Origin of the sequence: Cupriavidus sp. KK10, assembly GCF_018223725.1 — a bacterium.
Classification (GTDB): domain Bacteria; phylum Pseudomonadota; class Gammaproteobacteria; order Burkholderiales; family Burkholderiaceae; genus Cupriavidus; species Cupriavidus necator.
The window spans coordinates 5,580,123-5,601,796 of the sequence record NZ_CP073677.1; the positions used below are offsets into that span (position 1 = coordinate 5,580,123).

The 21,674-nt window shown below is 68.1% G+C and carries 21 protein-coding genes and 1 tRNA gene; 10 read left to right on the forward strand and 12 right to left on the reverse strand.

Annotated features, from left to right (window positions below):
* Nucleotides 1–27: 27 nt before the first annotated feature.
* Nucleotides 28–1,647 carry an acyl-CoA carboxylase subunit beta gene (locus KB879_RS25970; protein ID WP_013957600.1) on the reverse strand — a complete coding sequence of 540 codons (1,620 nt, stop codon included), beginning with the start codon at nt 1,645–1,647 and terminating at the stop codon, nt 28–30.
* 160 nt (nt 1,648–1,807) lie between these two features.
* On the opposite strand from KB879_RS25970, the gene KB879_RS25975 reads away from it, so the two are divergent.
* A complete protein-coding gene (locus KB879_RS25975; protein ID WP_211980060.1) occupies nt 1,808–2,554 on the forward strand; it encodes an IclR family transcriptional regulator in 747 nt (248 codons plus the stop codon).
* A 35-nt stretch (nt 2,555–2,589) separates the two neighbouring features.
* Here KB879_RS25975 and msrA read toward each other — a convergent pair whose 3' ends face one another.
* The 5 genes from msrA to KB879_RS26000 all read right to left on the reverse strand — a co-directional run bounded on the left by msrA (nt 2,590) and on the right by KB879_RS26000 (nt 7,973).
* Nucleotides 2,590–3,132, reverse strand: a complete 543-nt coding sequence (msrA, locus tag KB879_RS25980; RefSeq protein WP_013957602.1) for a peptide-methionine (S)-S-oxide reductase MsrA — start codon at nt 3,130–3,132, stop codon at nt 2,590–2,592.
* Nucleotides 3,133–3,210: 78 nt separating this feature from the next.
* Complete coding sequence (locus tag KB879_RS25985) at nt 3,211–4,746, reverse strand: class I adenylate-forming enzyme family protein (RefSeq protein WP_211980061.1); 1,536 nt, start codon at nt 4,744–4,746, stop codon at nt 3,211–3,213.
* On the reverse strand, nt 4,743–5,996 hold the full coding sequence (locus KB879_RS25990) for an acyl-CoA dehydrogenase family protein (RefSeq protein WP_211980062.1): 1,254 nt from the start codon (nt 5,994–5,996) through the stop codon (nt 4,743–4,745). Before KB879_RS25990 ends, KB879_RS25985 begins: the two co-directional genes overlap by 4 nt.
* Before the next feature lie 88 nt (nt 5,997–6,084).
* Nucleotides 6,085–6,906, reverse strand: a complete 822-nt coding sequence (locus tag KB879_RS25995) for an alpha/beta fold hydrolase (RefSeq protein WP_013957605.1) — start codon at nt 6,904–6,906, stop codon at nt 6,085–6,087.
* Complete coding sequence (locus KB879_RS26000; RefSeq protein WP_153953691.1) at nt 6,903–7,973, reverse strand: peptidase M29; 1,071 nt, start codon at nt 7,971–7,973, stop codon at nt 6,903–6,905. Before KB879_RS26000 ends, KB879_RS25995 begins: the two co-directional genes overlap by 4 nt.
* 159 nt (nt 7,974–8,132) lie before the next feature.
* On the opposite strand from KB879_RS26000, the gene KB879_RS26005 reads away from it, so the two are divergent.
* Together KB879_RS26005 and KB879_RS26010 are read left to right on the forward strand one after the other, a co-directional pair.
* The gene (locus tag KB879_RS26005; RefSeq protein ID WP_013957607.1) at nt 8,133–8,690 is read left to right on the forward strand and encodes a flavin reductase family protein; all 558 of its coding nucleotides are present in this window, start codon (nt 8,133–8,135) and stop codon (nt 8,688–8,690) included.
* A gap of 16 nt (nt 8,691–8,706) precedes the next feature.
* Nucleotides 8,707–9,162 (forward strand): MarR family winged helix-turn-helix transcriptional regulator, encoded by a 456-nt coding sequence (locus KB879_RS26010; RefSeq protein ID WP_211980063.1) that lies wholly within the window; start codon nt 8,707–8,709, stop codon nt 9,160–9,162.
* A 6-nt stretch (nt 9,163–9,168) separates the two neighbouring features.
* Here the strand turns inward: KB879_RS26010 and KB879_RS26015 are convergent, their stop codons facing one another.
* Nucleotides 9,169–9,654, reverse strand: a complete 486-nt coding sequence (locus KB879_RS26015) for an Lrp/AsnC family transcriptional regulator (RefSeq protein WP_013957609.1) — start codon at nt 9,652–9,654, stop codon at nt 9,169–9,171.
* A gap of 158 nt (nt 9,655–9,812) precedes the next feature.
* Between KB879_RS26015 and kynB the strand changes: the two genes are divergently transcribed.
* The 3 genes from kynB to kynA are packed head-to-tail and all read left to right on the forward strand — an operon-like array spanning nt 9,813 to nt 12,656.
* Complete coding sequence (kynB, locus tag KB879_RS26020) at nt 9,813–10,463, forward strand: arylformamidase (protein WP_211980064.1); 651 nt, start codon at nt 9,813–9,815, stop codon at nt 10,461–10,463.
* A 35-nt stretch (nt 10,464–10,498) separates the two neighbouring features.
* Nucleotides 10,499–11,755, forward strand: coding sequence for a kynureninase (gene kynU / locus KB879_RS26025; RefSeq protein ID WP_153953692.1), 1,257 nt, complete (start codon nt 10,499–10,501; stop codon nt 11,753–11,755).
* A gap of 13 nt (nt 11,756–11,768) precedes the next feature.
* The gene (gene kynA / locus KB879_RS26030) at nt 11,769–12,656 is read left to right on the forward strand and encodes a tryptophan 2,3-dioxygenase (RefSeq protein WP_013957612.1); all 888 of its coding nucleotides are present in this window, start codon (nt 11,769–11,771) and stop codon (nt 12,654–12,656) included.
* Between the two features lie 25 nt (nt 12,657–12,681).
* On the opposite strand, the gene KB879_RS26035 is transcribed toward kynA, so the two are convergent.
* Entirely contained in the window at nt 12,682–13,491 is an 810-nt protein-coding gene (locus tag KB879_RS26035) for an IclR family transcriptional regulator (protein WP_013957613.1), read from the reverse strand.
* Between the two features lie 247 nt (nt 13,492–13,738).
* On the opposite strand from KB879_RS26035, the gene KB879_RS26040 reads away from it, so the two are divergent.
* Nucleotides 13,739–14,932 carry an acyl-CoA dehydrogenase gene (locus tag KB879_RS26040; RefSeq protein ID WP_013957614.1) on the forward strand — a complete coding sequence of 398 codons (1,194 nt, stop codon included), beginning with the start codon at nt 13,739–13,741 and terminating at the stop codon, nt 14,930–14,932.
* A gap of 151 nt (nt 14,933–15,083) precedes the next feature.
* Here KB879_RS26040 and KB879_RS26045 read toward each other — a convergent pair whose 3' ends face one another.
* Nucleotides 15,084–15,722, reverse strand: a complete 639-nt coding sequence (locus KB879_RS26045; protein ID WP_211980065.1) for a peroxiredoxin — start codon at nt 15,720–15,722, stop codon at nt 15,084–15,086.
* Nucleotides 15,723–15,976: 254 nt separating this feature from the next.
* Here KB879_RS26045 and KB879_RS26050 point away from each other — a divergent pair, with 254 nt between their 5' ends.
* The 3 genes from KB879_RS26050 to KB879_RS26060 all read left to right on the forward strand — a co-directional run bounded on the left by KB879_RS26050 (nt 15,977) and on the right by KB879_RS26060 (nt 17,365).
* Entirely contained in the window at nt 15,977–16,303 is a 327-nt protein-coding gene (locus KB879_RS26050; RefSeq protein ID WP_010813729.1) for a YqjD family protein, read from the forward strand.
* 178 nt (nt 16,304–16,481) lie between these two features.
* On the forward strand, nt 16,482–16,862 hold the full coding sequence (locus KB879_RS26055) for a phage holin family protein (protein WP_010813730.1): 381 nt from the start codon (nt 16,482–16,484) through the stop codon (nt 16,860–16,862).
* Nucleotides 16,859–17,365 carry a DUF3318 domain-containing protein gene (locus KB879_RS26060; protein ID WP_013957616.1) on the forward strand — a complete coding sequence of 169 codons (507 nt, stop codon included), beginning with the start codon at nt 16,859–16,861 and terminating at the stop codon, nt 17,363–17,365. Before KB879_RS26055 ends, KB879_RS26060 begins: the two co-directional genes overlap by 4 nt.
* Before the next feature lie 21 nt (nt 17,366–17,386).
* On the opposite strand, the gene KB879_RS26065 is transcribed toward KB879_RS26060, so the two are convergent.
* The 3 genes from KB879_RS26065 to KB879_RS26075 all read right to left on the reverse strand — a co-directional run bounded on the left by KB879_RS26065 (nt 17,387) and on the right by KB879_RS26075 (nt 21,652).
* Nucleotides 17,387–20,287: an EAL domain-containing protein gene (locus tag KB879_RS26065; protein WP_211980066.1), complete on the reverse strand. Its 2,901-nt coding sequence runs from the start codon at nt 20,285–20,287 to the stop codon at nt 17,387–17,389.
* 117 nt (nt 20,288–20,404) lie between these two features.
* A tRNA-Lys gene (locus tag KB879_RS26070) sits at nt 20,405–20,480 on the reverse strand.
* 56 nt (nt 20,481–20,536) lie between these two features.
* Nucleotides 20,537–21,652 (reverse strand): YeeE/YedE family protein, encoded by a 1,116-nt coding sequence (locus tag KB879_RS26075; RefSeq protein ID WP_013957622.1) that lies wholly within the window; start codon nt 21,650–21,652, stop codon nt 20,537–20,539.
* Between the last annotated feature and the right edge of the window lie 22 nt (nt 21,653–21,674).

Sequence of the window (21,674 nt, forward strand, 5' to 3'; positions counted from 1 at the left end):
CGGGACGTGTCGAGATGGCGGCGGCGCTCAAAAGCGCCCGACACCAAACTGGATCGCATGCGGCTTGCGCAGGCTGGCCTCGCGCGCGGTGGCCAGCACGAAGGCCAGCACGGCGCGCGTGTCGCGCGGGTCGATGACGCCGTCGTCCAGCAGCAGCCCGCTGGTGACGAAGGCGCTGGCCTGGCGCTCGAAGTTGGCAACGATATCGGCGGTCTGGCTGGCAAGCTGCGCCTCATCTACCGGCACGCCCTTGCGCGCGGCCTGCTGGCGCGCCACGATCTCAAGCGTCATGGCGGCCTGCTCGCCGCCCATCACGGCGGTGCGCGCGTTCGGCCACGAGAAGCAGAAGCGCGGCCGGAAGCCCCGTCCGCACATGCCGAAGTTGCCCGCCCCGAACGAGGCCCCGCAGTACAGTGTGATCTGCGGCACCGTCGAGTTCGACAGCGCCTGGATCATCTTGGCGCCATGCTTGATCATGCCGGCCTCTTCCGAGGCACGGCCGACGATAAAGCCGGTGGTGTTCTGCAGGAACACGATCGGCGTGTCCGACTGGTTGCATAGCTGGATGAACTGCGCGGCCTTGGTGGCGCCGGCCGGGTCGATAGGACCGTTGTTGGTGATGAAGCCGACCGTATTGCCTTCGATGCGGGCGTGGCCGCACACCGTGCCGGGACCATAGTCGGGCTTGAACGGCAGCCAGGCGGAGTCGTCGACAATGCGCGCGATCACTTCGCGCATGTCCACCGGGCGCTTCATGTCGAGCGTCATCACGCCGTCCAGCTCCGACGGATCGAGCCGCGGAGGGCGGGCGAGCTGCGCGGGCTCCGTCGCCACGGTCGGCCAGTCCAGGCTGGCGACGATGTCGCGTGCGGTGGCAATAGCGTGCTCGTCGTCCTCGGCCAGGTATTCGGCCAGGCCGCTGACCGTGGCATGCAGGTCGGCGCCGCCCAGCTCCTCATCCGTGGCGATTTCGCCGGTGGCGGCCTTCAGCAGCGGCGGCCCCGCCAGGAAGGCGCGCGCGCGATTGCGCACCATCACCACGTAGTCGGACAGCCCCGGCATGTAGGCGCCGCCCGCCGTGGACGAGCCATGCACGACCGTGATCACCGGCAGCCCGGCCGCGGACAGGCGAGCCAGGTTGTAAAACAGCGCGCCGCCGCGGACGAACTTGTCCACGCGGTACTTGCGCAGGTTGGCGCCGGCCGATTCCACCAGGTGAATGAATGGCAGCCGGTTTTCCAGCGCGATCTCCTGGCAGCGCATCAGCTTCATGTTGCCGGCCTCGGTCATGGCACCGGCGTCGATGCCGGAATCCGTGGCCAGCACCATGCAGCGCACGCCGCAGACGAAACCGATGCCGGCCACCAGCGAACCGCCGGGGATGGAGGTCTCGGGGTCGGGATCGTCCATGCCGAAGCCGGCCAGCGTGGCCATCGGCAAGAACGGCGCGCCTGCGTCCAGCAGGCGGCCGATGCGCTCGCGCGGCAGCAGCGCCCCGCGTCTGGCAAAGGTGGGCCGGGCGCGCTCCGAGGCGGCCACGGCACGCTGTTCGAGGCCATGGAGGCGGTCGATCAGGGCCTGCATGCCGGCGCGCTGGCTGGCAAAGGCGTCGGAAGATGAGTCGATGCGTGAGTCGATGGGAATCATGGCGGCTTGCGTGAGGTTCCGTGATGCATGGATTGCAAACCACCACGCTGCCCGGGACAACCGCAATCGCTCAGGTTGTGCATAATGTGCACAAGCCAGAAACCCGGGACGCGGGGCGCGGCATCCGCCACCCCCAAAGCGCCCCCCGACGCACCTTCCCATGCCCACCAAGACCCCCTCGCCCGGCGGCGTGCAGAGCCTGTCCCGAGCCTTCGCCCTGCTCCGGCTGCTCGCCGAGCATCACGAGGCGGGACTGACCCTGCCCGAGCTCGCCGCGATAGCGGAGATCGACCGTACCACCGCGCACCGGATGGCGCGCTTCCTGGAATCCGCGGGGTATGTCGAGCGCGAGTCGGGGGGCAAGCGTTATCACCTGGGCACTGCCGCCATGGCGCTGGGCCTGCGCGCGATGAACCGGCCGCCGCCCAACAGCGCGCTGGTGAGCAAGATGAAGGCGCTGGCCCGGCTCACGGGCGACGCGGTGTTCCTGACCGTGCGCATCGGCGACCATGGGCACTGCCTGCATACCGAGGAAGGCAGCCACCGGATCAAGACCTTCCACTTGCTGACCGGCACTTCCCGCCTGCTGGGCCAGGGCACCGGCAGCATGGCGTTGCTGGCGAAGATGGACAACGAGGCGGTGCGTGCGCATTACGAGCGGCACCGCGCCGAGTACGCAGCCGGGGGCCTGAGCCTGCTCAGGCTGTTGCGCGGTGTAGAGCGCGCCCGCAAGCTGGGCTATGCGCTTGCCGGCGCGGAGGGGGTGGCAGGCGTGGGCATTGCACTGCCCCTGGAAATGGGCGCCGAGGCGGCCATCAGCATCATGTCTACCGCGTCGCGGATGCCGGCGGCGCGGCGGCATGAGATGGGAGCGATTGTCGGCGCGATGTTTGCGCAGGGAAATTAGGGCCGGTTTCTGGCGCCGACCCAGGCGTCCAGTCCCTACTTCCTCAACTTCCCCTCAAACTGCTTTCGAAACTTGGCCAGTTTCGGCGAGATCACCAAGGCACAGTACCCCTGGCTCGGATTGTCCTGATAGTAGTTCTGGTGACTTGCCTCGGCGCGCCAGTACGGCTGCTCCGGCTCGACCTGCGTAACGATCGGCGCATCAAAAACCTTGGCCGCGGCCAACTCCCGCATTACGTATTCCGCCGTGGCCCGCTGCGCCTCCGAATTCGTAAAGATCGCCGACCGGTACTGCGGCCCCACATCGTTACCCTGCCGGTCCGGCGTGGTCGGGTCGTGGATGGCGAAGAAGATCTCCAGGATCTGCCGAAAATTGATCACCGACGGATTGAAGGTGACACGCACCACCTCGACGTGCCCGGTATCCCCCTCGCAGACCTGCTGGTAAGTCGGGTGATCCACATGCCCGCCGGTATAACCGGACTCCACCGCCACCACGCCATCGACCTGCTGGAAAACCGCTTCCAGGCACCAGAAGCACCCGCCGCCCAGCGTGGCCGTTTCAAGTCCATGTTCCATTTGCGCCGCCCCCTTGCGTTGTCGTCTGTGGTGTCACGGCCTCAAGCATAAGCGCAGATTGGCGCCCTTGCAGCAGATTCAGCCAGGCTGGCGCTGCGCCTCCAGCATCGCGCGCAGTTGCGGCTTGAGCACCTTGCCCAGCGCGCTGCGCGGCAGGTCGTCCAGCAGCACCACCTCGCGCGGCAGCTTGAAGCGGGCAATGCGCGTAGCCAGCAGTTCGCGCAGCGGCTCCGCCCCCAGCGCGTCGCGCGGCGCGCCCGGCGCGGGCACGATCACCGCCACCGGCACCTCGCCCCAGCGCGCGTCGGCCACGCCGACGACCGCGCACTCCTGCACCCCGGGCAGGCCGACCAGCACGTTCTCGATCTCGGCGGGATAGATGTTCTCGCCGCCCGAGATGATCATGTCCTTGCTGCGGCCGACGACTTCGATGCAGCCGCCGGCATCGCGGTGCGCGAGGTCGCCGGAATGGAACCAGCCGTCGGCCAGGCCGTTATCAGGCTGGTTCCAGTAGCCCGCCATCACGTTGGCGCCGCGCACCCAGAGTTCACCGACTGCGCCCTGCGCCACCTCGGCACCGTCCGGGCCGGCCAGCCGGACTTGCGCCTCCGGCTGCGGCCAGCCGGCATAGCCAGGCCGGGCCAGCGCATCCTGCAGCTTCAGCACCACCGACACCGGACCGGTCTCGGTCGCGCCATAGACCTGCCCCAGCGGCACGCCACGCGCATGGAAGGCCGCGATATACGACAGCGGGATGGTCGACGAACCTGCCATCACGCCGCGCAGCGCCGACAGGTCGGCCCCGGGCCAGCCGGGATGCTCCAGCACCGCGCGCAACGTGGCCGGCACCATCAGCGACAGGCTCGGCCGCGCCTGCGCTACCGCGCCAAGCCAGGCATCCGGCGCAAAGCGGTCGTGCAGCGTGACTTGCGCCCCGGCCAGCAGCGCCGGCAGCGTCTGGATGCACAGCCCGCCGACGTGGAACATCGGCAGCACCGACAGCACGTGATCGTCCGCGGTCATGCCATGCGCCCACCAGCTGGCGCGCGCATTGGCCAGCAGCCCGGCCTGCGTATGCACCGCGCCCTTGGGCTTGCCGGTGGTGCCGGAGGTGTAGGCGAGCAGCAGCGGCGCCTCGTCCGGCACCGGCGGGTGGGGCACGCCGAACGGCGCGGGATGGTCGACCAGCCGGTCGAGATGCGCGACCTGGCAGCCGCCGCCAGCCTCCTGCGCCAGCCCTGCATGGCGCTCGTCATGGAACAGCGCGGCCAGCTGCGCGTGGGCGGCGATGGTACGCAGCTCCGCCGGCGCCAGCCGGTAGTTCAGCGGCACGAACATCGCCCCGACACGCGCGCAGGCGAACAGCAGCACCAGCTGCAGTTCGTGGTTCAGGCACAGCGTGCCGACGCGCTCGCCCGCGCGGATGCCCCACGTCGCTGCCAGGTGGGCGCTGGCACGCTCGACGCGCCGCCACAGCTTGCCGTAGGTGAAGGTGCGGCCCAGGTAGTGCAACGCCGGCCGCCCCGGCGCCGCGGCGGCATGGCCATGCAGCATGGCCGGCAGCGCGCCCAGCCCGGCGGCGCCCGCACGCATGGCGCGACGGGCGGCGCTCATTCGTCGCGCTCGCCGGATTCGTACAGGGTCTCGCGCCCCATGCGATCCAGGATCAGCTCGGCGGTCCAGGGCAGCATCAGCGCGCCGCAGCGCGAGTCGCGGTAGAGCCGCTCCAGCGGCAGGTCCTTGAGCATCGACTGCCCGCCGCAGGTGCGGATCGCCAGCCGGGCGATGTCGTTGGCGCCTTCCATCACGGTGTAGTGCGCGGCGTACAGGCGCAGGCGCTCGTCCTTGGTCGGATTGGGCTTCGCCTCATGGATCACGCGCCAGAAGAGCGATCGCATGGTTTCCAGCTGGATGCGCATCTGCGCCACCGCGATCTGCTTGGTCGGGTACATGCGGCGCTTGACCGGCGGCTGGCCCGGCACCTCGCCGCGCAGGTACTGCACGGTAAAGTCGTAGGCGGCCTGGGCCACGCCCAGGTAGGTCGGCGACAGCGTGAAGAACATCGCCGGCCAGGTCTGCGCCGCGCGGTAGTAGACGCCGCGCGGCATCAGCTGCTCGTGGTCGGGCACGAACACGTCCTTGAGCAGCAGCGTGCGCGACACCGTGCCGCGCATGCCCATCGGGTCCCACTCGCCGGTCACGGTCAGCCCTTCCGCCTTGCCGGGCACGGCAATGTAGAGCGTGTCGCGCATGTCGGGATGCTGGTCGCCGCGGTCCTCGGTGCACAGGATGCCGTAGTAGTCGGCCGCGCCCGACAGCGAGGCGAAGATCTTGCGCCCGTTCAGTACCCAGCCGCCATCGACCTTGCGCGCGGTGGTGCCGAACGGCGCCTTGCCCGCGGCGGCGGCGGAGCCTTCGGAGAACGGCTGCGCATAGACGGCGCCGTCGCGCACCACGCGTGCGAAATGCAGCTCGCGCCGGGCTTCGTGCTCGGCGCGCTGGTCAGGTGTCATGTCGATGCCGTCGGACAGCACGCCGGTCCACATGGTCGAGCAGATATGCATGTTGTACGTCAGCGCCGTGGCCCCGCAGAAGCGGCCGATCTCGGCGCCCACCATGCAGTAGGTGGCAAAGTCCGCGCCCTCGCCGCCGAACGCCCGCGGCACGCACAGCGCCAGCAGGCCGGCCTCGCGCAGGTCGGCATAGTTGGCGAAGGGGAAGCTGGCCTCGCGGTCCCAGGTGGCTGCGCGCGCCGCGAAGCGTTCGCGGCCCAGGCGGTTGGCCAGCGCCAGCAGGTGCGCTTGTTGCGGGGTGAAGTCCGCCGTACCGATGGCGGGGATGAAGTCGAGCTGGCCGGTTGGCATGTCGCGGTCTCCTGTTTTCCTGCTCGCACCGGATGCGGTCGCGGCGCGGCGGTGGTTCTTGTGTTGCGTTGCCGGAAAGCGGCGTGGTTCAGTGCACGGGGAAGCGCCGGTGCAGGAAATCCAGCACCGCCTCGTTGAACAGCGCGGGGCGCTCCATGCAGGCCAGGTGGCCGACATCCGGCAGGCAGCGGTACTCGGCGCCCGGAATGCGCTGGGCCATGCGCTCCATCACCTCGGGCGCGGCATTGGTGTCGTGCTGCCCGGCCAGCGCCAGCACCGGCACCGCGATGCGCGGCAGCGCGTCGCGCTGGTTGAAGCGCACCAGCGCGCCCAGTGCCGCGCGGTAGGTGGGCGCCGGCACCGCCGCCATCACCGCCGTGGCAAAGGCCACGGCTTGTGGCTCGGCATCGGGCGCGACCATGGTGCGCACCAGCCCGGCGGCCATCTCGGCCATGGTCCTGCCGGCGTCCAGCGGCGCGGTGCGCGCGGCGACGAAGTCGCGCTGCCAGGGCCCGTCACCCTTGCCAAAGGCGGGCGAGGTGCCGGACAGCACCATGCCGTCGATCAGCGCGGGCGCGGCCGCGCAGGCCTGCTGCGCCACCATGCCGCCCATGCTGTGGCCCAGCAGCACCACGCGCCGGCCGGCGTCGCGCTCGGCCTGCAGCAGCGGCGCCAGCGCTTGCGCCAGCCCGTCGAAGTCATAGGGATCGATCAGGGCGCTGTCGCCGTAGCCGGGCATGTCCCAGGCCACGGCACGGTAGCCGGCCTGCGCCAGCGCCTCGCCCTGCGCGGGCCAGGCGGCCTTGCCGCCGCCGATGCCGTGCAGCATCACCACCGCCACCGGGCCATCGCCCCAGGCCAGCGTGGCGATGCCGTTGGCGTGGCGTTGCATCGTCGCGCTCGCGCTCATGCCGCCACCTCCACCAGCGTGCCTGCTTCCACCTCATTGCGGCCATCCAGCGATACCGTGCAGTTGCGCAGCGGCAGGTCGAAATGGCCCAGCGTATGCCGCCCGGCCACCTCGTTGGCGCCGGTCGAGAACAGGAAGTTGCCGGCAAACGCGCGCAGCTCGGTGCCGTTGCAGTCGCGCTTGTCGTAGAAGGTCATCGCGTCCCAGCGCGCCAGCCGGTTCAGGCCCCAGCCCACGTGCGAGACCGCGTACGCATCGCGCGTGCCCTCGCGGTCGGCCCAGGCCTGGTAGTAGCCGCGCATCATGTCGGCATCCACGCCCTGCCCCTCGACGCCGGCGATGTAATCGTCCTCGATATGGCAGACCACGGTATCGCGCAGGTAGGTCTTGAAGGTCAGGTTGACGTCGCCCGGCGCCAGCACCAGCGTGCCGTTGACCTGGCGGCTGGCCGGGAACGCCAGGCAAAGCCCGCCGGGCCAATGCGAGACCTGGCCGGGCTTGCTGCAGAAGCCCCAGACCCCGCCCACGCGGGCGTCGGCCAGGCCGATGCGCAACTCGGTGCCGGCCGGCGAATGCACGCGCATCTCGCGCGCGCCGCGCAGGCGCTTCATGGCGGCGCGCACGGTGCCTTCCAGCGCCGGGTCGGGCTGGCAGCGCTCCAGGATCTCGGGGTGTTCGTTGCTGACCATCAGCATACGCGGCACGATGCCGTCGGCGCCGCGCAGGATCAGCGGCAGTTCCTGCGCGTGCAGCAGGCCTTCCACCGTGCAGTCCAGCACCAGGTGGCAGCGCGACAAGGCCGCCACCACCGGCGCGAGGCTCTGCAAGGCATCGCTGGCGCCGGTCGAGCGCACCGGCGCGGGCGCACTAAGTGCCGGTGTCGGCACCTGGATGCGCACCGGGGTGGCGCCCAGCGACTGCACGGCCAGTTCGGCCAAGGCCACGTTGACAGGGCGGGATTGCGACTCCGTTACAATTCCAACGACTTCCGCACCCTGCAGGGCACAGAGTTCCAGCGTGCGCCGGAACGCCGCCAGCCAGCGGTGTTCGATCTGCTCGATGAGCATGACGTTAGTCTCCTGCTTGTTGTATCGGCGGCAGTGCCCGCCTTGTTGTGTGCGCCAGCCCAGCGCCGCGGCCGCAAATAAGCGCACGGCCGGGCTTGAACTTGCTGCCCCTGGCGCAAATAATATATATGAAATTTCATGAACTCCAGCGGAGCCCCCATGGGCATGCCTGAGGCCCAGCCACAGATCGCCAGCGCCGCCGCACCAGATTTCGATGCGCAGCACTTCCGCCGCACCCTGTCGCAGTTCGCGACCGGGGTGACGGTGATCACTACGCGCGCCAGCGCCGAGTCTGTCGCCGCCGGCGCGCCGCCGTTCATCGGCATCACCGCTAGTTCGTTCAACTCGGTGTCGCTGGATCCGCCGCTGGTGCTGTGGAGCATGGCCACGCGCGCCAACAGCCTGCCGATGTTCCGCGACGGCACGCACTACATCATCAACGTGCTGTCGGCCTCGCAGCTGGAGCTGTGCCAGCGCTTTGCCACCCTCAAAGGCGACCGATTCGCCGGCGTCGACTACCGGCTCTCGGCCACCGGCCTGCCGATCCTGTCCAATGCGCTGGCCTGGTTCGAATGCCACAACCGCAGCCGCTACGACGAGGGCGACCACATCATCTTCGTGGGTGAAGTCGAGCGCTGCGGCGTGCTCGATGGCAGCGACGGCCCGCTGGTATTCCAGGGCGGCCAGTTCACCACCACCGCCCCCCTCGACCTCTGAACGGCACCGAGCCATCATGGCGGACCTGCCCGCGCAATCCCCCCTGCCCTTTGTCGATGGCTACCTGGCCTACCTGCTGGCCCGCGCCAGCCACCTGATCTCGGGCGAATTCCACCGCGAAGTGGAAGCCAGCGGCCTGTCCGTGCAGGAATGGCGCGTGCTGGCCACGCTGGCCGACCGCCCCGACTGCACCATCGGCACGCTCGCCGAAATCACGCTGACCAAGCAGCCGACGCTGACCAAGCTGGTCGACCGCATGGCCGCCGACGGGCTGGTGACGCGCCGCGCCGGCCAGACCGACCGCCGCCAGGCGCTGATCTCGATCACCCCGCGCGGCCTCGCGCAGGCCCAGCCGCTGTTGGCGCGCGCCGCCCAGCACGAGCGCGCAGTGCTGGACGACTTTGGCCCGCGCCAGGGCGCGCTGCTCAAGGAAACCCTGCGGCAGCTGATTGCGCTGCATACGCAACGTTAGGCTAGGCTAGGCCCCCTCCGCGCCCGCCTTCAGGATCGCCAGCGGCGAACTGTCCACCTTGATCCGCTGCAGCACGATATTCGAGCGGATATCCATCACGCCCTTGGTGCGGTACAGCCGGTTCACGATGAAGTCCGAGTAGTGCTTCAGGTTGCGCGCCTGCACCCGCAGGATGTAATTGCTGTCGCCGGTGATGATGTACGCCGACAGCACTTCCGGCCACGACTGCACCGCGGCGATAAAGGTGTCGTGCCAGCCTTCCACGTCATGGCGCATCGACACTTGCACGATCGCCTCAAGCTCAAGCCCGAGCTGCTCGGCGTCGAACCAGGCGCGGTAGCCGCCGATCACCCCTGACTCTTCCAGCAGGCGCACCCGCCGCAGGCATGCCGAAGGCGACAGCGCCACGCGGTCAGCCAGGTCCTGGTTGCTGATGCGGCCGTTCTCCTGCAGGCAGGTCAGGATGCGCAGATCGGTGGGATCGAGGTTCATTCGAATTTCCTTCGACAAATCATCAATTCTTCGCATTTTATGCGAAAGAAGACCGTATCGACAGTCCATTTAGCAAGCCTCTTGCCGCCAATTTTGACTATGATTTCCGACATCGAGGCAGACAACGACGGCGCCTTGCAAAGGCGCCGCGCACCCTTATGACCGCCCCCAATCAAGACCCACGCCGGCTGTGGGACATCAGCCCGCCGCTCTCCCCCGCCACCCCGGTCTGGCCCGGCGACACGCCGTTCCAGCAGCAGCCGGCCTGGCAGATGGACGAGCACTGCCCGGTGAATGTCGGCCGCATCACGCTGTCGCCGCACACCGGCGCGCACGCCGACGCACCGCTGCACTACGCCGCCGACGGCGCGCCGATCGGCGCCGTGCCGCTCACGCCCTACCTCGGCACCTGCCGCGTGATCCATTGCATCGGCGCCTCGCCAGTGGTGGAGCCGCGCCATATCGAACACGCGCTGGCCGGCCTGCCGCCGCGCGTGCTGCTGCGTACCTACCGGCGGGCGCCGCTGACGCAGTGGGACCCGCACTTCTGCGCGGTCGCGGCCGAGACCATCGCGCTGCTGGCCGCGCACGGCGTGCAACTGGTGGGCATCGACACACCGTCGCTGGACCCGCAGGAATCCAAGACCATGGACGCGCACAACGCCGTGCGCCGTCACGGGCTGGCCATCCTGGAAGGCATCGTGCTGGACGAGGTCGATGCCGGCGACTATGAACTGATCGCGCTGCCGCTGCGCTTTGCCGGGCTCGATGCCAGCCCGGTGCGCGCGGTGCTGCGCAGCCTCGACTGAACCACTCCCGAACAACCCCTGGCCAATCCCACGACATGACGACATTTGACCGCGAGCACTGTATTCGGCTCGATGAGCGAGACCCGCTGCGCCCGCTGCGCGACCAGTTCGCGCTGCCCGAGGGCGTGATTTACCTCGACGGCAACTCACTGGGCGCCCGCCCGCGCGCCGCCGCCGCGCGCGCCGCCCAGGTGGTGGCCGAAGAATGGGGCGAGGGCCTGATCCGCAGCTGGAACACCGCCGGCTGGTTCGAGCTGCCGCAGCGGCTGGGTAACAAGCTGGCCCCGCTGGTCGGCGCGGGCCAGGATGAAGTGGTGGTGACCGACACCACCTCGATCAACCTGTTCAAGGTGCTGGCCGCGGCGCTGCGCGTGCAGCAGACGCGCGACCCGGCGCGCAAGGTGATCGTGTCGGAGGCCAGCAACTTCCCCACCGACCTGTACATCGCGCAGGGCCTGGCCGACCTGCTGCAGCAGGGCTATTCGCTGCGCCTGGTCAATTCGCCGGCCGAGATCGACGCCGCCGTGGGCGCCGATACCGCCGTGCTGATGCTCACCCACGTCAACTACAAGACCGGCGAGATGCTGGACATGGCCGCGCTGACCGAGCTGGCCCATGCCCGCGGCGCGCTCACGGTGTGGGACCTGTGCCACTCCGCCGGCGCCGTGCCGGTCAACCTGAAGGCGGCCGGGGCCGACTACGCCATCGGCTGCACCTACAAATACCTGAACGGCGGCCCGGGCTCGCCCGCCTTCGTCTGGGTCGCGCCGGCGCTGCGCGATGCCTTCTGGCAGCCGCTGTCGGGCTGGTGGGGCCACGCCGCGCCGTTCGCGATGGAGCCGCAGTACCGCCCGGTCGACGGCGTGCGCCGCTTCCTGTGCGGCACGCAGCCGGTGACTTCGCTGGCGATGGTGGAATGCGGCCTGGACATCTTCGCCCAGACCACTATGCAGGTGCTGCGCGCCAAGTCACTGCTGCTGACCGACTTGTTCATTGAACTGGTGGAAGCCCGTTGCGGCCACCACCCACTGACGCTGGTCACGCCGCGCGAGCACGCGCGCCGCGGCAGCCAGGTCAGCCTGGAGCACCCGGACGGCTATGCGCTGGTGCAGGCCCTGATCGAGCGCGGCGTGATCGGCGACTACCGCGAGCCGCGCATCGCCCGCTTTGGCTTCACGCCGCTGTACACCAGCTTCACCGAGGTGTGGGATGCTGTGGAAATCCTGCGCGATGTGCTGGACAGCGGCGCCTATCGCGACGCGCGGTTCCAGACGCGCGGCCAGGTGACCTGATCGGGAGCGCATCATGAGTGAATTCAAGGGATGCCCTTTTTCCGGCGCGGCCGGCACCGCAGGCCAGGCTGCGCCGCAAGGTGACAACTGGCACGGCGCGCAGATGGATTTCGCCAAGGACATGAGCTATGGCGACTATCTCGGCCTGGACCAGATCCTGAACGCGCAGCACCCGCTGTCGCCGGACCACAACGAGATGTTGTTTATCGTGCAGCACCAGACCACCGAGCTGTGGATGAAGCTGATGCTGCACGAGCTGCGCGCCGCGCGCGAATCGGTCAAGACCGACAGCCTGCCGCCGGCGTTCAAGATGCTGACGCGGGTGTCGCGCATCATGGACCAGCTGGTGCAGGCGTGGAACGTGCTGGCGACGATGACGCCGCCGGAATACTCGGCGATGCGGCCCTACCTGGGCATGTCGTCAGGCTTCCAGTCGTATCAGTACCGCGAGATCGAGTTCATCCTCGGCAACAAGAACGCTGCCATGCTGAAGCCGCACGCGCACCGGCCGGAGCATTTGGCGCTGGTGGAAACCGCGCTGAAGACGCCGTCGCTGTATGACGAGGCGATCCGGTTGATGGCCAGGCGTGGTTTTGCGATCGATGCGGACTGCGTCGAACGGGACTGGACGCAGCCCACCGCGTATAACGCGTCGGTCGAGGCCGCCTGGCTGGAGGTCTATCGCAATCCCGGTGCGCACTGGGAACTGTATGAACTGGGCGAGAAGTTTGTCGACCTGGAAGATGCGTTCCGGCAATGGCGCTTCCGGCATGTGACCACGGTTGAGCGGGTGATTGGCTTCAAGCGTGGTACCGGCGGCACGGAAGGCGTCAGCTATCTGCGCAAGATGCTGGATGTAGTGTTGTTTCCGGAATTGTGGAAGTTGCGCACGGACCTGTAACACCTGCGCACGTCGGACCTGGCCGTCAGCCCGCCGGGTCCGACAGCCTTGCCGCCAGCGCCCGCAACGCCGGCGCCAGCGTCTGGTGGAACACCGCCTCATCCACCGCCCCATAGGAAGCACTGCAGCTCAGCATGTGCAACTCCTTCTCCCCCACCGGCCGGAACGCCACCGCACAGGCATGGATGGCCGGATGCCAGTCGCGGAACGACGCCGCATAGCCGCGCTGCTGCGCCTCGGCCAAGGCCGCGCGCGTGGCCGTCTCCTGCTGCTTCCACTGCTCCGGGAACGCCTGGCTGAACTCAGCCATGACCCGCTCGCGCCGCGCCGCCGGCAGCGCGGCCAGGTACGCGCGCCCCATCGAACTCGACACCAGCGACAGCCGCGAGCCCACGCCCAGCCCCAGCATCACGCCCGCATCGTTGCGGATCGATTCCAGGTAGATCACTTCCATGCGCTCGCGCTTGCCCAGCGAGACCGAGACCCCGTATGACTGGGCGAACGCCAGCATATGCGGCCGCGCCAGCGACACCACGTCTGACGCTGACAGGTAGGCATAGCCCAGCGCCAGCACGCCGGCATCCAGCGCGTACTTGCCCAGGCTCTCGTCATAGCGCAGGTAACCCAACTGCACCAGCGTGCCGGCCAGCCGGCTCACCGTGGCCTTGGGGAAGCCGGTGCGGCGCACGAAGTCCTGGTTGCCGAGCATTGCCTCACCGGTGCGGAAGCACCGCATCAGTTCCAGCCCGCGCGCCAGGGCGGTGACGAAGTTGGGATCGCTGTCGCGCACCGGCGCGGGCGGCGTGGCATCGGGAGAAAGTGACGGACTGGTCAAGGGCGGCTCCTCTCAGGTCGGCGGTTGTCCGCTCATCGCACAAAGGCATGGGTGTCGGGGGTTTTGCCTGTTGCACGGCAAACCCATTGCGATATACTAATTCAACGGAACACAGTTCCGCAATGCGGAACCACAAAAACCCTCCGCGAAGATCACCGAACCCGTCATGATTCCCGGAAGCGCCGGTGCGGCAAGCGACCATTCGCCCGCCCCCGATGCTTCCCCCGCGCTACCGAAGGAGACCTGCATGGCTGCCAACGCCGAATTCCACTGGGCCGACCCCCTGCTGCTGGACCAGCAACTGACCGCCGAAGAACGCATGGTGCGCGACGCCGCCGCGGCGTACAGCCAGGACAAGCTGATGCCGCGCGTGCTTCAGTCCTTCCGCAACGAGAAGACCGACATCGAGATCTTCCGCGAGATGGGCGAACTGGGCCTGCTCGGCCCCACCATCCCCGAGCAATACGGCGGCCCCGGCCTGAACTACGTCAGCTACGGCCTGATCGCGCGTGAAGTCGAGCGCGTCGATTCCGGCTACCGCTCGATGATGAGCGTGCAGTCGTCGCTGGTGATGGTTCCGATCCATGAATTCGGCACCGAAGCGCAGAAGCAGAAGTACCTGCCCAAGCTGGCCACCGGCGAATGGATCGGCTGCTTCGGCCTGACCGAGCCGAACCACGGCTCCGACCCGGGCTCGATGGTCACCCGCGCCAAGAAGGTCGACGGCGGCTATGAGCTGACCGGCGCCAAGATGTGGATCACCAACTCGCCGATCGCCGACGTGTTCGTGGTCTGGGCCAAGCTGCAGGGCGATAACGGCAAGGACGAGATTCGCGGCTTTATCCTGGAAAAGGGCTGGAAGGGCCTGTCGGCGCCGGCCATCCACGGCAAGGTCGGCCTGCGCACCTCGATCACCGGCGAAATCGTGCTGGATCAGGTGTTCGTGCCGGAAGAGAACATCATGCCGGGCGTGAGCGGCCTGAAGGGCCCGTTCACCTGCCTGAACTCGGCCCGCTACGGCATCGCCTGGGGCGCGCTGGGCGCCGCCGAGTTCTGCTGGCACACCGCCCGCCAGTACACGCTGGACCGCAAGCAGTTCGGCCGCCCGCTGGCCGCCACGCAACTGGTGCAGAAGAAGCTGGCCGACATGCAGACCGAGATCACGCTGGGCCTGCAAGGCTGCCTGCGCCTGGGCCGCATGAAGGACGAAGGCACCGCCGCGGTGGAAATCACCTCGATCATGAAGCGCAACTCGTGCGGCAAGTCGCTGGACATCGCCCGCGTGGCGCGCGACATGCTGGGCGGCAACGGCATCTCGGATGAGTTCGGCGTGATCCGCCACGTGGTGAACCTGGAGGTGGTCAACACCTATGAAGGCACCCACGACATCCACGCGCTGATCCTGGGCCGCGCCCAGACCGGCCTGCAGGCCTTCTTCTGATCGCCATCCGCGACTTGCGCACAGGCTCTCCGCAATAAAAAGGCCCGGCTGCAAAGCCGGGCCAAGCACACTACCAAGGAGACGACGAGGCTGCCCCCGTCGATAAAACACCTGTCCTGCACGCCGGCCCCGCCTTCACGCGGGGCCGCGTTCATTTGTTGGGTTGGGGCGTCAGCCGCAGGTACGGCCGTACCGCCTGGTAGCCCTTGGGGAATTTCTCGCGGATCACCGCCTCGTCCTTCAGCGAGGGCACGATCACCACGTCATCACCGTCCTGCCAGTTGCCCGGCGTGGCCACGCTGTGGTTGTCGGTCAGCTGCAGCGAGTCGATCACGCGCAGGATCTCGTTGAAATTGCGCCCGGTACTGGCCGGATACGTGATGATCAGGCGCACCTTCTTCTTCGGGTCGATGACGAACAGCGAGCGCACCGTCAGGGTCTCGTTCGCGTTCGGGTGGATCATGTCGTAGAGTTGCGACACCTTGCGGTCGCCATCGGCCAGGATCGGGAAGTTGACCGTGGTCGACTGGGTCTCGTTGATGTCGCGGATCCAGCCATGGTGCGACTCCACGCCGTCCACCGACAGCGCGATCGCCTTGACGCCGCGGCGCGCGAACTCATCCTTCAGCTTCGCGGTCAGGCCCAGTTCCGTGGTGCACACCGGGGTGTAGTCGGCCGGGTGCGAGAACAGCACGCCCCAGCTGTCGCCAAGCCACGCATGGAAGCGGATGCGGCCTTCGCTCGAATCCTGCTCGAAGTCCGGGGCGATATCGCCAAGACGCAATGCCATGTTCTGTTCTCCTGATTTCGGGGTGGAACCAGAGTATCCGGATTGATATCCAACCCAAACGAATATAAAGTCACTACAAAATCACTCGAAGTCATATAAACATTTTCTGACAGTCATCACGCGTGCTTTCCGGCATGCTTGCGATACTAGGCACTGGCGTCGCGCTTGCTGGCGTGTAGCCTTGAAACCACGGCCGCCCGCCACATATGCTAAGTATCAGACCGACAAATGCCGTTAGCCTCGGAGCGTAGAAAATGTCAGAATCCGCACAAACCGAACCAACCGCCCGCAAACAGGAGAAACTGATGAGCGATGTCAAGACCGTTCTGTCCGACGCCGAGGAACTGCTGAAGCAAGCCGCCTCGACCACCGGGGAAAAGGCCGCCGAACTGCGCGAGCGTGGCATGGGCCTGCTCAAGCAAGCCAAGGAAAAGGCCCAGGACCTGCAAGACGCCGTCGTGACCAAGAGCAAGGCCGCTGCACGCGCCACCGACGACTACGTGCATGACCACCCGTGGCGCGCCGTGGGCGTGGCCGCCGGCGTAGGCCTGCTGATCGGTCTGCTGCTGAACCGCAAGTAAGCGATTCCAACCCGGCGCGGCATGCTGATGCCGCGCCTGAGCGGCAACCCGGTCATCGGGTTGCCAGTGGCCGGGGCGCAAGCATGTTGGCGACACACCATGACGCCACACCCGGCCCCGCCTGCTGGAAAGGCGCGTACGGCCACGCCGTCGCGCCGCTCTTTCACGCCGGAGCCGCATGAGCGAATCCCCCCCTTCCCCCAAGTTCCTCGAATCCGTGCGCAACCTGGCCGGCTCGCTGGTGGCAATGATCCAGACCCGCCTCGAACTCGCCAGCGTGGAGCTTGCCGAGGAACGCACGCGCCTGATGAAGGTCGCGCTGCTGGCCTGCTTCGGCCTGGTGTTCTTTGGCATCGGGCTGGTCACCCTGACCGGGCTGATCGCCATCCTGTTCTGGGACACCTACCGCTGGCAGGCGCTGGGCGCACTGACGGTACTTTACCTGGTGCTGTGCGCGATTTGCCTGGCGTACGCACGCAACCTGGTGCGCAACGCCCCGCCGATGCTGGAGGCCACGCTCGCCGAAATCGACAAAGACCGGGAGATCCTGCGCCGATGAGCCCCCTGGAACCCGACGACAGCGCAGCCGGACACAACCGCCGCGATCACCCGCGGCGGGCCCGGTTCACGCAAGAGGTACGCCTGCCACTGGCGGTGCGCAAGGAATTGCTGCTGACCCGCGCCGCGCTGGAACGCTACGACTGCCTGCAGGCCCTGCACGAGGTGCGGGGTGGCGCGCACCGCCTTGGCACTATCGGCCACTGGCTGCCGCGCATCGCCCGTCCGGGGTCGTGGATGAAAGTGGTCGGCATGACCAAGGACTACCCGCTGCTGAGCACCGTATTGACGCTGGCGCTGCCGCTGGTCAAGCGCACGCCGGTGCTGCGCTGGACCTGGAAGCTGTCCAAGGTCGGCCTGGCAGCCGGCGCCGCCTACTGGGTGTACAACACCTGGCGCGAGGCCAGGCACCAGGCCGTGCCGCCCGCAACCGCGCCAACACCCGCGCCGGCCGGTACCCCGCCCGGCGCCGATACCGGCTTCCGCGATCCGCTCGTTCCCTGACCCGCGGCCGGGCCTGGCCGCTCAGCCCGCCAGCGCCAGCGCCGGCCGGTCGCCGGCCTCGGCATCCGCCGGGGCAAACGGCACCGGCGCCGCAATGTGATAGCCCTGCACCAGGTCCACGCCCAGCTCGCGCAGCCGTTCGAGCATGGCCTCGCTCTCAACGAATTCCGCAATGGTCTGCTTGCCCATGGCGTGGCCGATGCGCTGGATCACCTCCACCATCACCAGGTTGACCGGGTCGGCCAGCATGTCGCGCACGAAGCTGCCGTCGATCTTCAGGTAGGCCGCCGGCAGGTGCTTGAGGTAGGTGAACGACGACATGCCCGCGCCGAAGTCATCCAGCGCAAACTTGCAGCCCAGCTGCTGCAGCTGCAGGATGAACGCGCCGGCCTGCGCCAGGTTGGAGATCGCCGCGGTTTCCGTGATCTCGAAGCAGATGCCGTCCAGCGCGATGCCGAAGCGCTGCGCCTGCTCGCGCACGAAATCGGGAAACTGGATGTCCGCCAGCGACGAGCCTGACAGGTTGATCGCGCAGGTGGCAATCTCCGCCTGCCGCCCCGCCAGGGTGGCAAACGCAGTCTCGACCACCCAGCGGTCAATCATCGGCATCAGGTTGTAGCGCTCGCAGGCCGGCACGAAGGCCATCGGCGGCACTAGCCGGCCACGTTCATCGACCATGCGCAGCAGCAGTTCCACATGGCGGCCCGTCTGCGGCAACGCGCCATCGTGCGCCGGCACGATCTCCTGCGAGTACAGGCAGAAGCGGCCGGCCCCCAGCGCCGCATGCACGCGGCTGACCCACTCCATCTCGCCGTGGCGCGCCTGCACCACGCTGTCCAGCGGATGGTAGACCTGCACGCGGTTGCGCCCGCCCTCCTTGGCCACGTAGCAGGCCGCGTCGGCCGCGCTCAGCGCCTCGGCGACGTTGACGGTCTGTCGGTCCAGCGTGACCAGGCCGATGCTGACGCCCAGCGTGAAGGTGCGCTGGTGATGCGCAAAGCGGAAACATGCAATGGCGTGGCGCAAGGCCTCGGCCACGCGTTCGCCATCGCCGGTGCCGCAATGCTCCAGCAGCACGCCGAACTCGTCGCCGCCCAGCCGCGCCAGCGTGTCGCTGCGGCACAGCTGGCTGCGCATGACCTCCGCCATCTGCCGGATCAGCTCGTCGCCGGCGGCATGCCCGCAGGTGTCGTTGACCACCTTGAACTGGTCCAGGTCCAGGTACATCAGCGTATGGGTGGTGCCCTGTTCGCGTGACCGCGTGATCGCCGCGCCCAGCCGGCGCTCGAACTCGGCGCGGTTGACCAGGCCGGTCAGCGCATCGTGGCTGGCCTCGTACGCCAGGCGCGCCGCATGGGCGCGTTCCTGGCTGATATCGTGCAGCACCACCACCACGCCGATGGCCTGCGCGGCACGGTCGCGGATCAGCGCCACCGATGGCTTGACCGCCAGCGCCTGTCCGGGCAGCCCGGACACATCGCGCCGCACCAGCTGCGCCGACCGGCTGCGCCAGCGCTGGCGCAGCGCCAGCGTGACAATATCGGGCAGCGGCGCCAGGCTGTCCTCGTCGCGCAGCACGCAGACGTTGCTCAGCGGCAGGCCGCGGGCGTCGGCTTCGCGCCAGCCGGTCAGGGCCTCGGCCGCGGGGTTGAGCGATTCCACGCGCCCCCACACATCGGCCGTCACCACCGCGTCGCCGATGGCCTGCAGCGTGACCTGGGCGCGCTCCTTCTCGGCAAAGAGCTGGGTCTCGTAGCGCTTGTGGTCGGAAATATTCGTGAGCGACCCCGCCATGCGCGCGCGCCGGCGCCCCGCCCCGCGCACCAGCCGGCCGCGGGCGCGCACCCACAGGTAATCGCCGGCGCGGTTGCGCAGGCGGAATTCGGCGTCGTAGGGCTCGCCGCTGCGCAGATGGTGGGCCAGCTTGGCCTCGAAGGCGGCCAAGTCGGAAGGATGCAGCAGGCCCAGCACGGTTTCGCGCGCATGCGGCAGCTCGTCGTCGTGGTAACCGAGCATCTGCGCGCAGCGCGGCGAGAAGTACAGCTCGCCACGGCCAAGATGCCAGTCCCATAACCCGTCGTTGCTGCCCTCCACCGCCAGCTGCAACTGCTCTTCGCGCTGCGCCAGCGCCTCGCGCAGCCGGCGCTCGCGCCGCAGCGGCGCCACCGACAGCAGGATCGCCGACATCAGCAGCGCCGCCGCCATCACCGCGCTGCCGGTGGTCAGCAGCCGCGTCACGCGGCGCGAGGCCTGGCCCAGATGGCCCGAAAAGGCCTGCTCCAGCGGCGTCAGCCTGGCGTCGATCTGCGCTATGTTGCGCAGCACCGGCGCCACGCAATCGTCCCTGCAGCCGGGCTGGCGGATCAGCCGGCGCAGGGTCAGTGCCTGTTCGTGTAGGGCAGCGATCTCGATGTCGCCCGCGGCCCACACGCGGATCGCGGCATCGACCTCCTGGATATGGCGGAAATTCCGGTAGAGCCGCACCATCCGCGGAATGTCTTCGGGATGGTTGCCGCCGGCAAGGAGCCCTTCATGGATGCGCCCCAGGTCAGGCTCGTCGCGGTCGAGCTCCAGGCGCGCGTGGTGGTCGCCCAGCGGGATCGCGATCGACTCCAGATATGCCTCGAAATCCGCCGGATCGCGATCCTCGCCGTAGCGCAGCAGGTGCAGCACGGCGTTCTTCTGGCCCTTGGACCACTGGCTCTCGCCCGCGACAAAGGCGCGTGCAGCCGACAACAGGTCCAGGCTGGCGATGCTGAACAACGCCAGCGCAACGACCACCGGTACGAACGGCCAGATGATGCGCAGCACGTGCCCGCTGGCCGGCAAGGAAACGCCTGCTTGCCGCATAGGGTCTTGTTGGTGGGCCGTGTCTCGCGGCCGTCCTGATGGACCGCGGTCAACACGCCGCGGCTGACCCATTGTGCTGCGCAGGCAGATCCAAGTCTCTACCTCGAACTAGTTAAAGCACCCCCCACTGTCGGGGCATGCCAGACGCAAAAAGGGCCTGTGACTTGCGCCACAGGCCCTTCGTAATACTGGTGGGTCGTGCGTGACTCGAACACGCGACCAACGGATTAAAAGTCCGCTGCTCTACCGACTGAGCTAACGACCCGAAAAAACAGAACCGCGATTATAGGGATGCAGTTCTCGATGTGTCAAGCATGCGCCTCAGGCCATGCGCTCCAGACGCCATATCTGGTAGCGGAATGCCAGCACCGCGCCGGCCAGGATACCCGCCAGCGCGATAAACGAGCCAAGCGCCAGGGTCGACACGCCCGACAGCCCCTGCCCGACCGTGCAGCCCAGCGCGGTCACGCCGCCCGCACCCATCAGGATGCCACCGACCATATGGTTGGCGACGTCCTCGGCATTGCCGAAGCCTTCCCAGCGGAACGTGCGCGTGGCCAGGGCATAGGCCGCCGCGCCGGCGATCACGCCGAACACGCTGACGATGCCGACCGTCGCCACCTTGCTCTTGTCGCTGAACATCATCAGCCAGTCGAGCGTGTAGGCATAGGGTGCGACGAAGCTCAGGCTTTCCATGCGGCCGCTGTTGGTCGAGACGAACAGTTCTTCAAGCGTGTTGGGGTCTTCGGCCACGTAGCCGAGGTGGCCCGACACATACCACATCGCCACGATGATCAGCCCGACGCCGATGCCGCCAAGCAGGTTATCGAACGAGCGGAAGCCGCGGCCGGCCAGCGCCCACAGCACCAGCACGCCGCCCAGCGCCAGGCCCAGGCCCAGCTGCAGCGCGCCGCGCGCGAGCCCCGTGCCCTGCGCCAGCACGGACGGCAGGTCTTGCGTGGTGGGCAGCGTCAGCGCCACCGCGTCGACGGTATTCACGCGCACCACGCCGAACAGCCCGCGCAGCGTCATGTAGGCCGACAGGCCCAGGAAGACAAAGACCACCAGCGACTTCAGGTTGCCGGCGCCGATGCGCACCAGCGTCTTGCTGCCGCAGCCCGACGCCAGCACCATGCCGAAGCCGAACATCAGCCCGCCGGCCAGCGCCGACAGCCAGCCCAGCTTGCTGGCGGTGTAGATGGTCTTGGTGGGGTCGATCGCGCCGGTCCAGGCCAGCACGCCGGTGCCGATCATGGCCACGCCGATCGCCAGCACCCACATGCGCATGCGGCTCCAGTCACCCATGTTGACGATGTCAGAGACCGCGCCCATGGTGCAGAAGTGCGTGCGCTGCAGCACGGCGCCAAACAGGAAGGTCAGGACGAACGTGCTCAGCAGCACGGTGCGCGAGAGCGCGGCGAGGTCGATTTCAGGCATGTCGGGGGCGTGAACGGCGGCT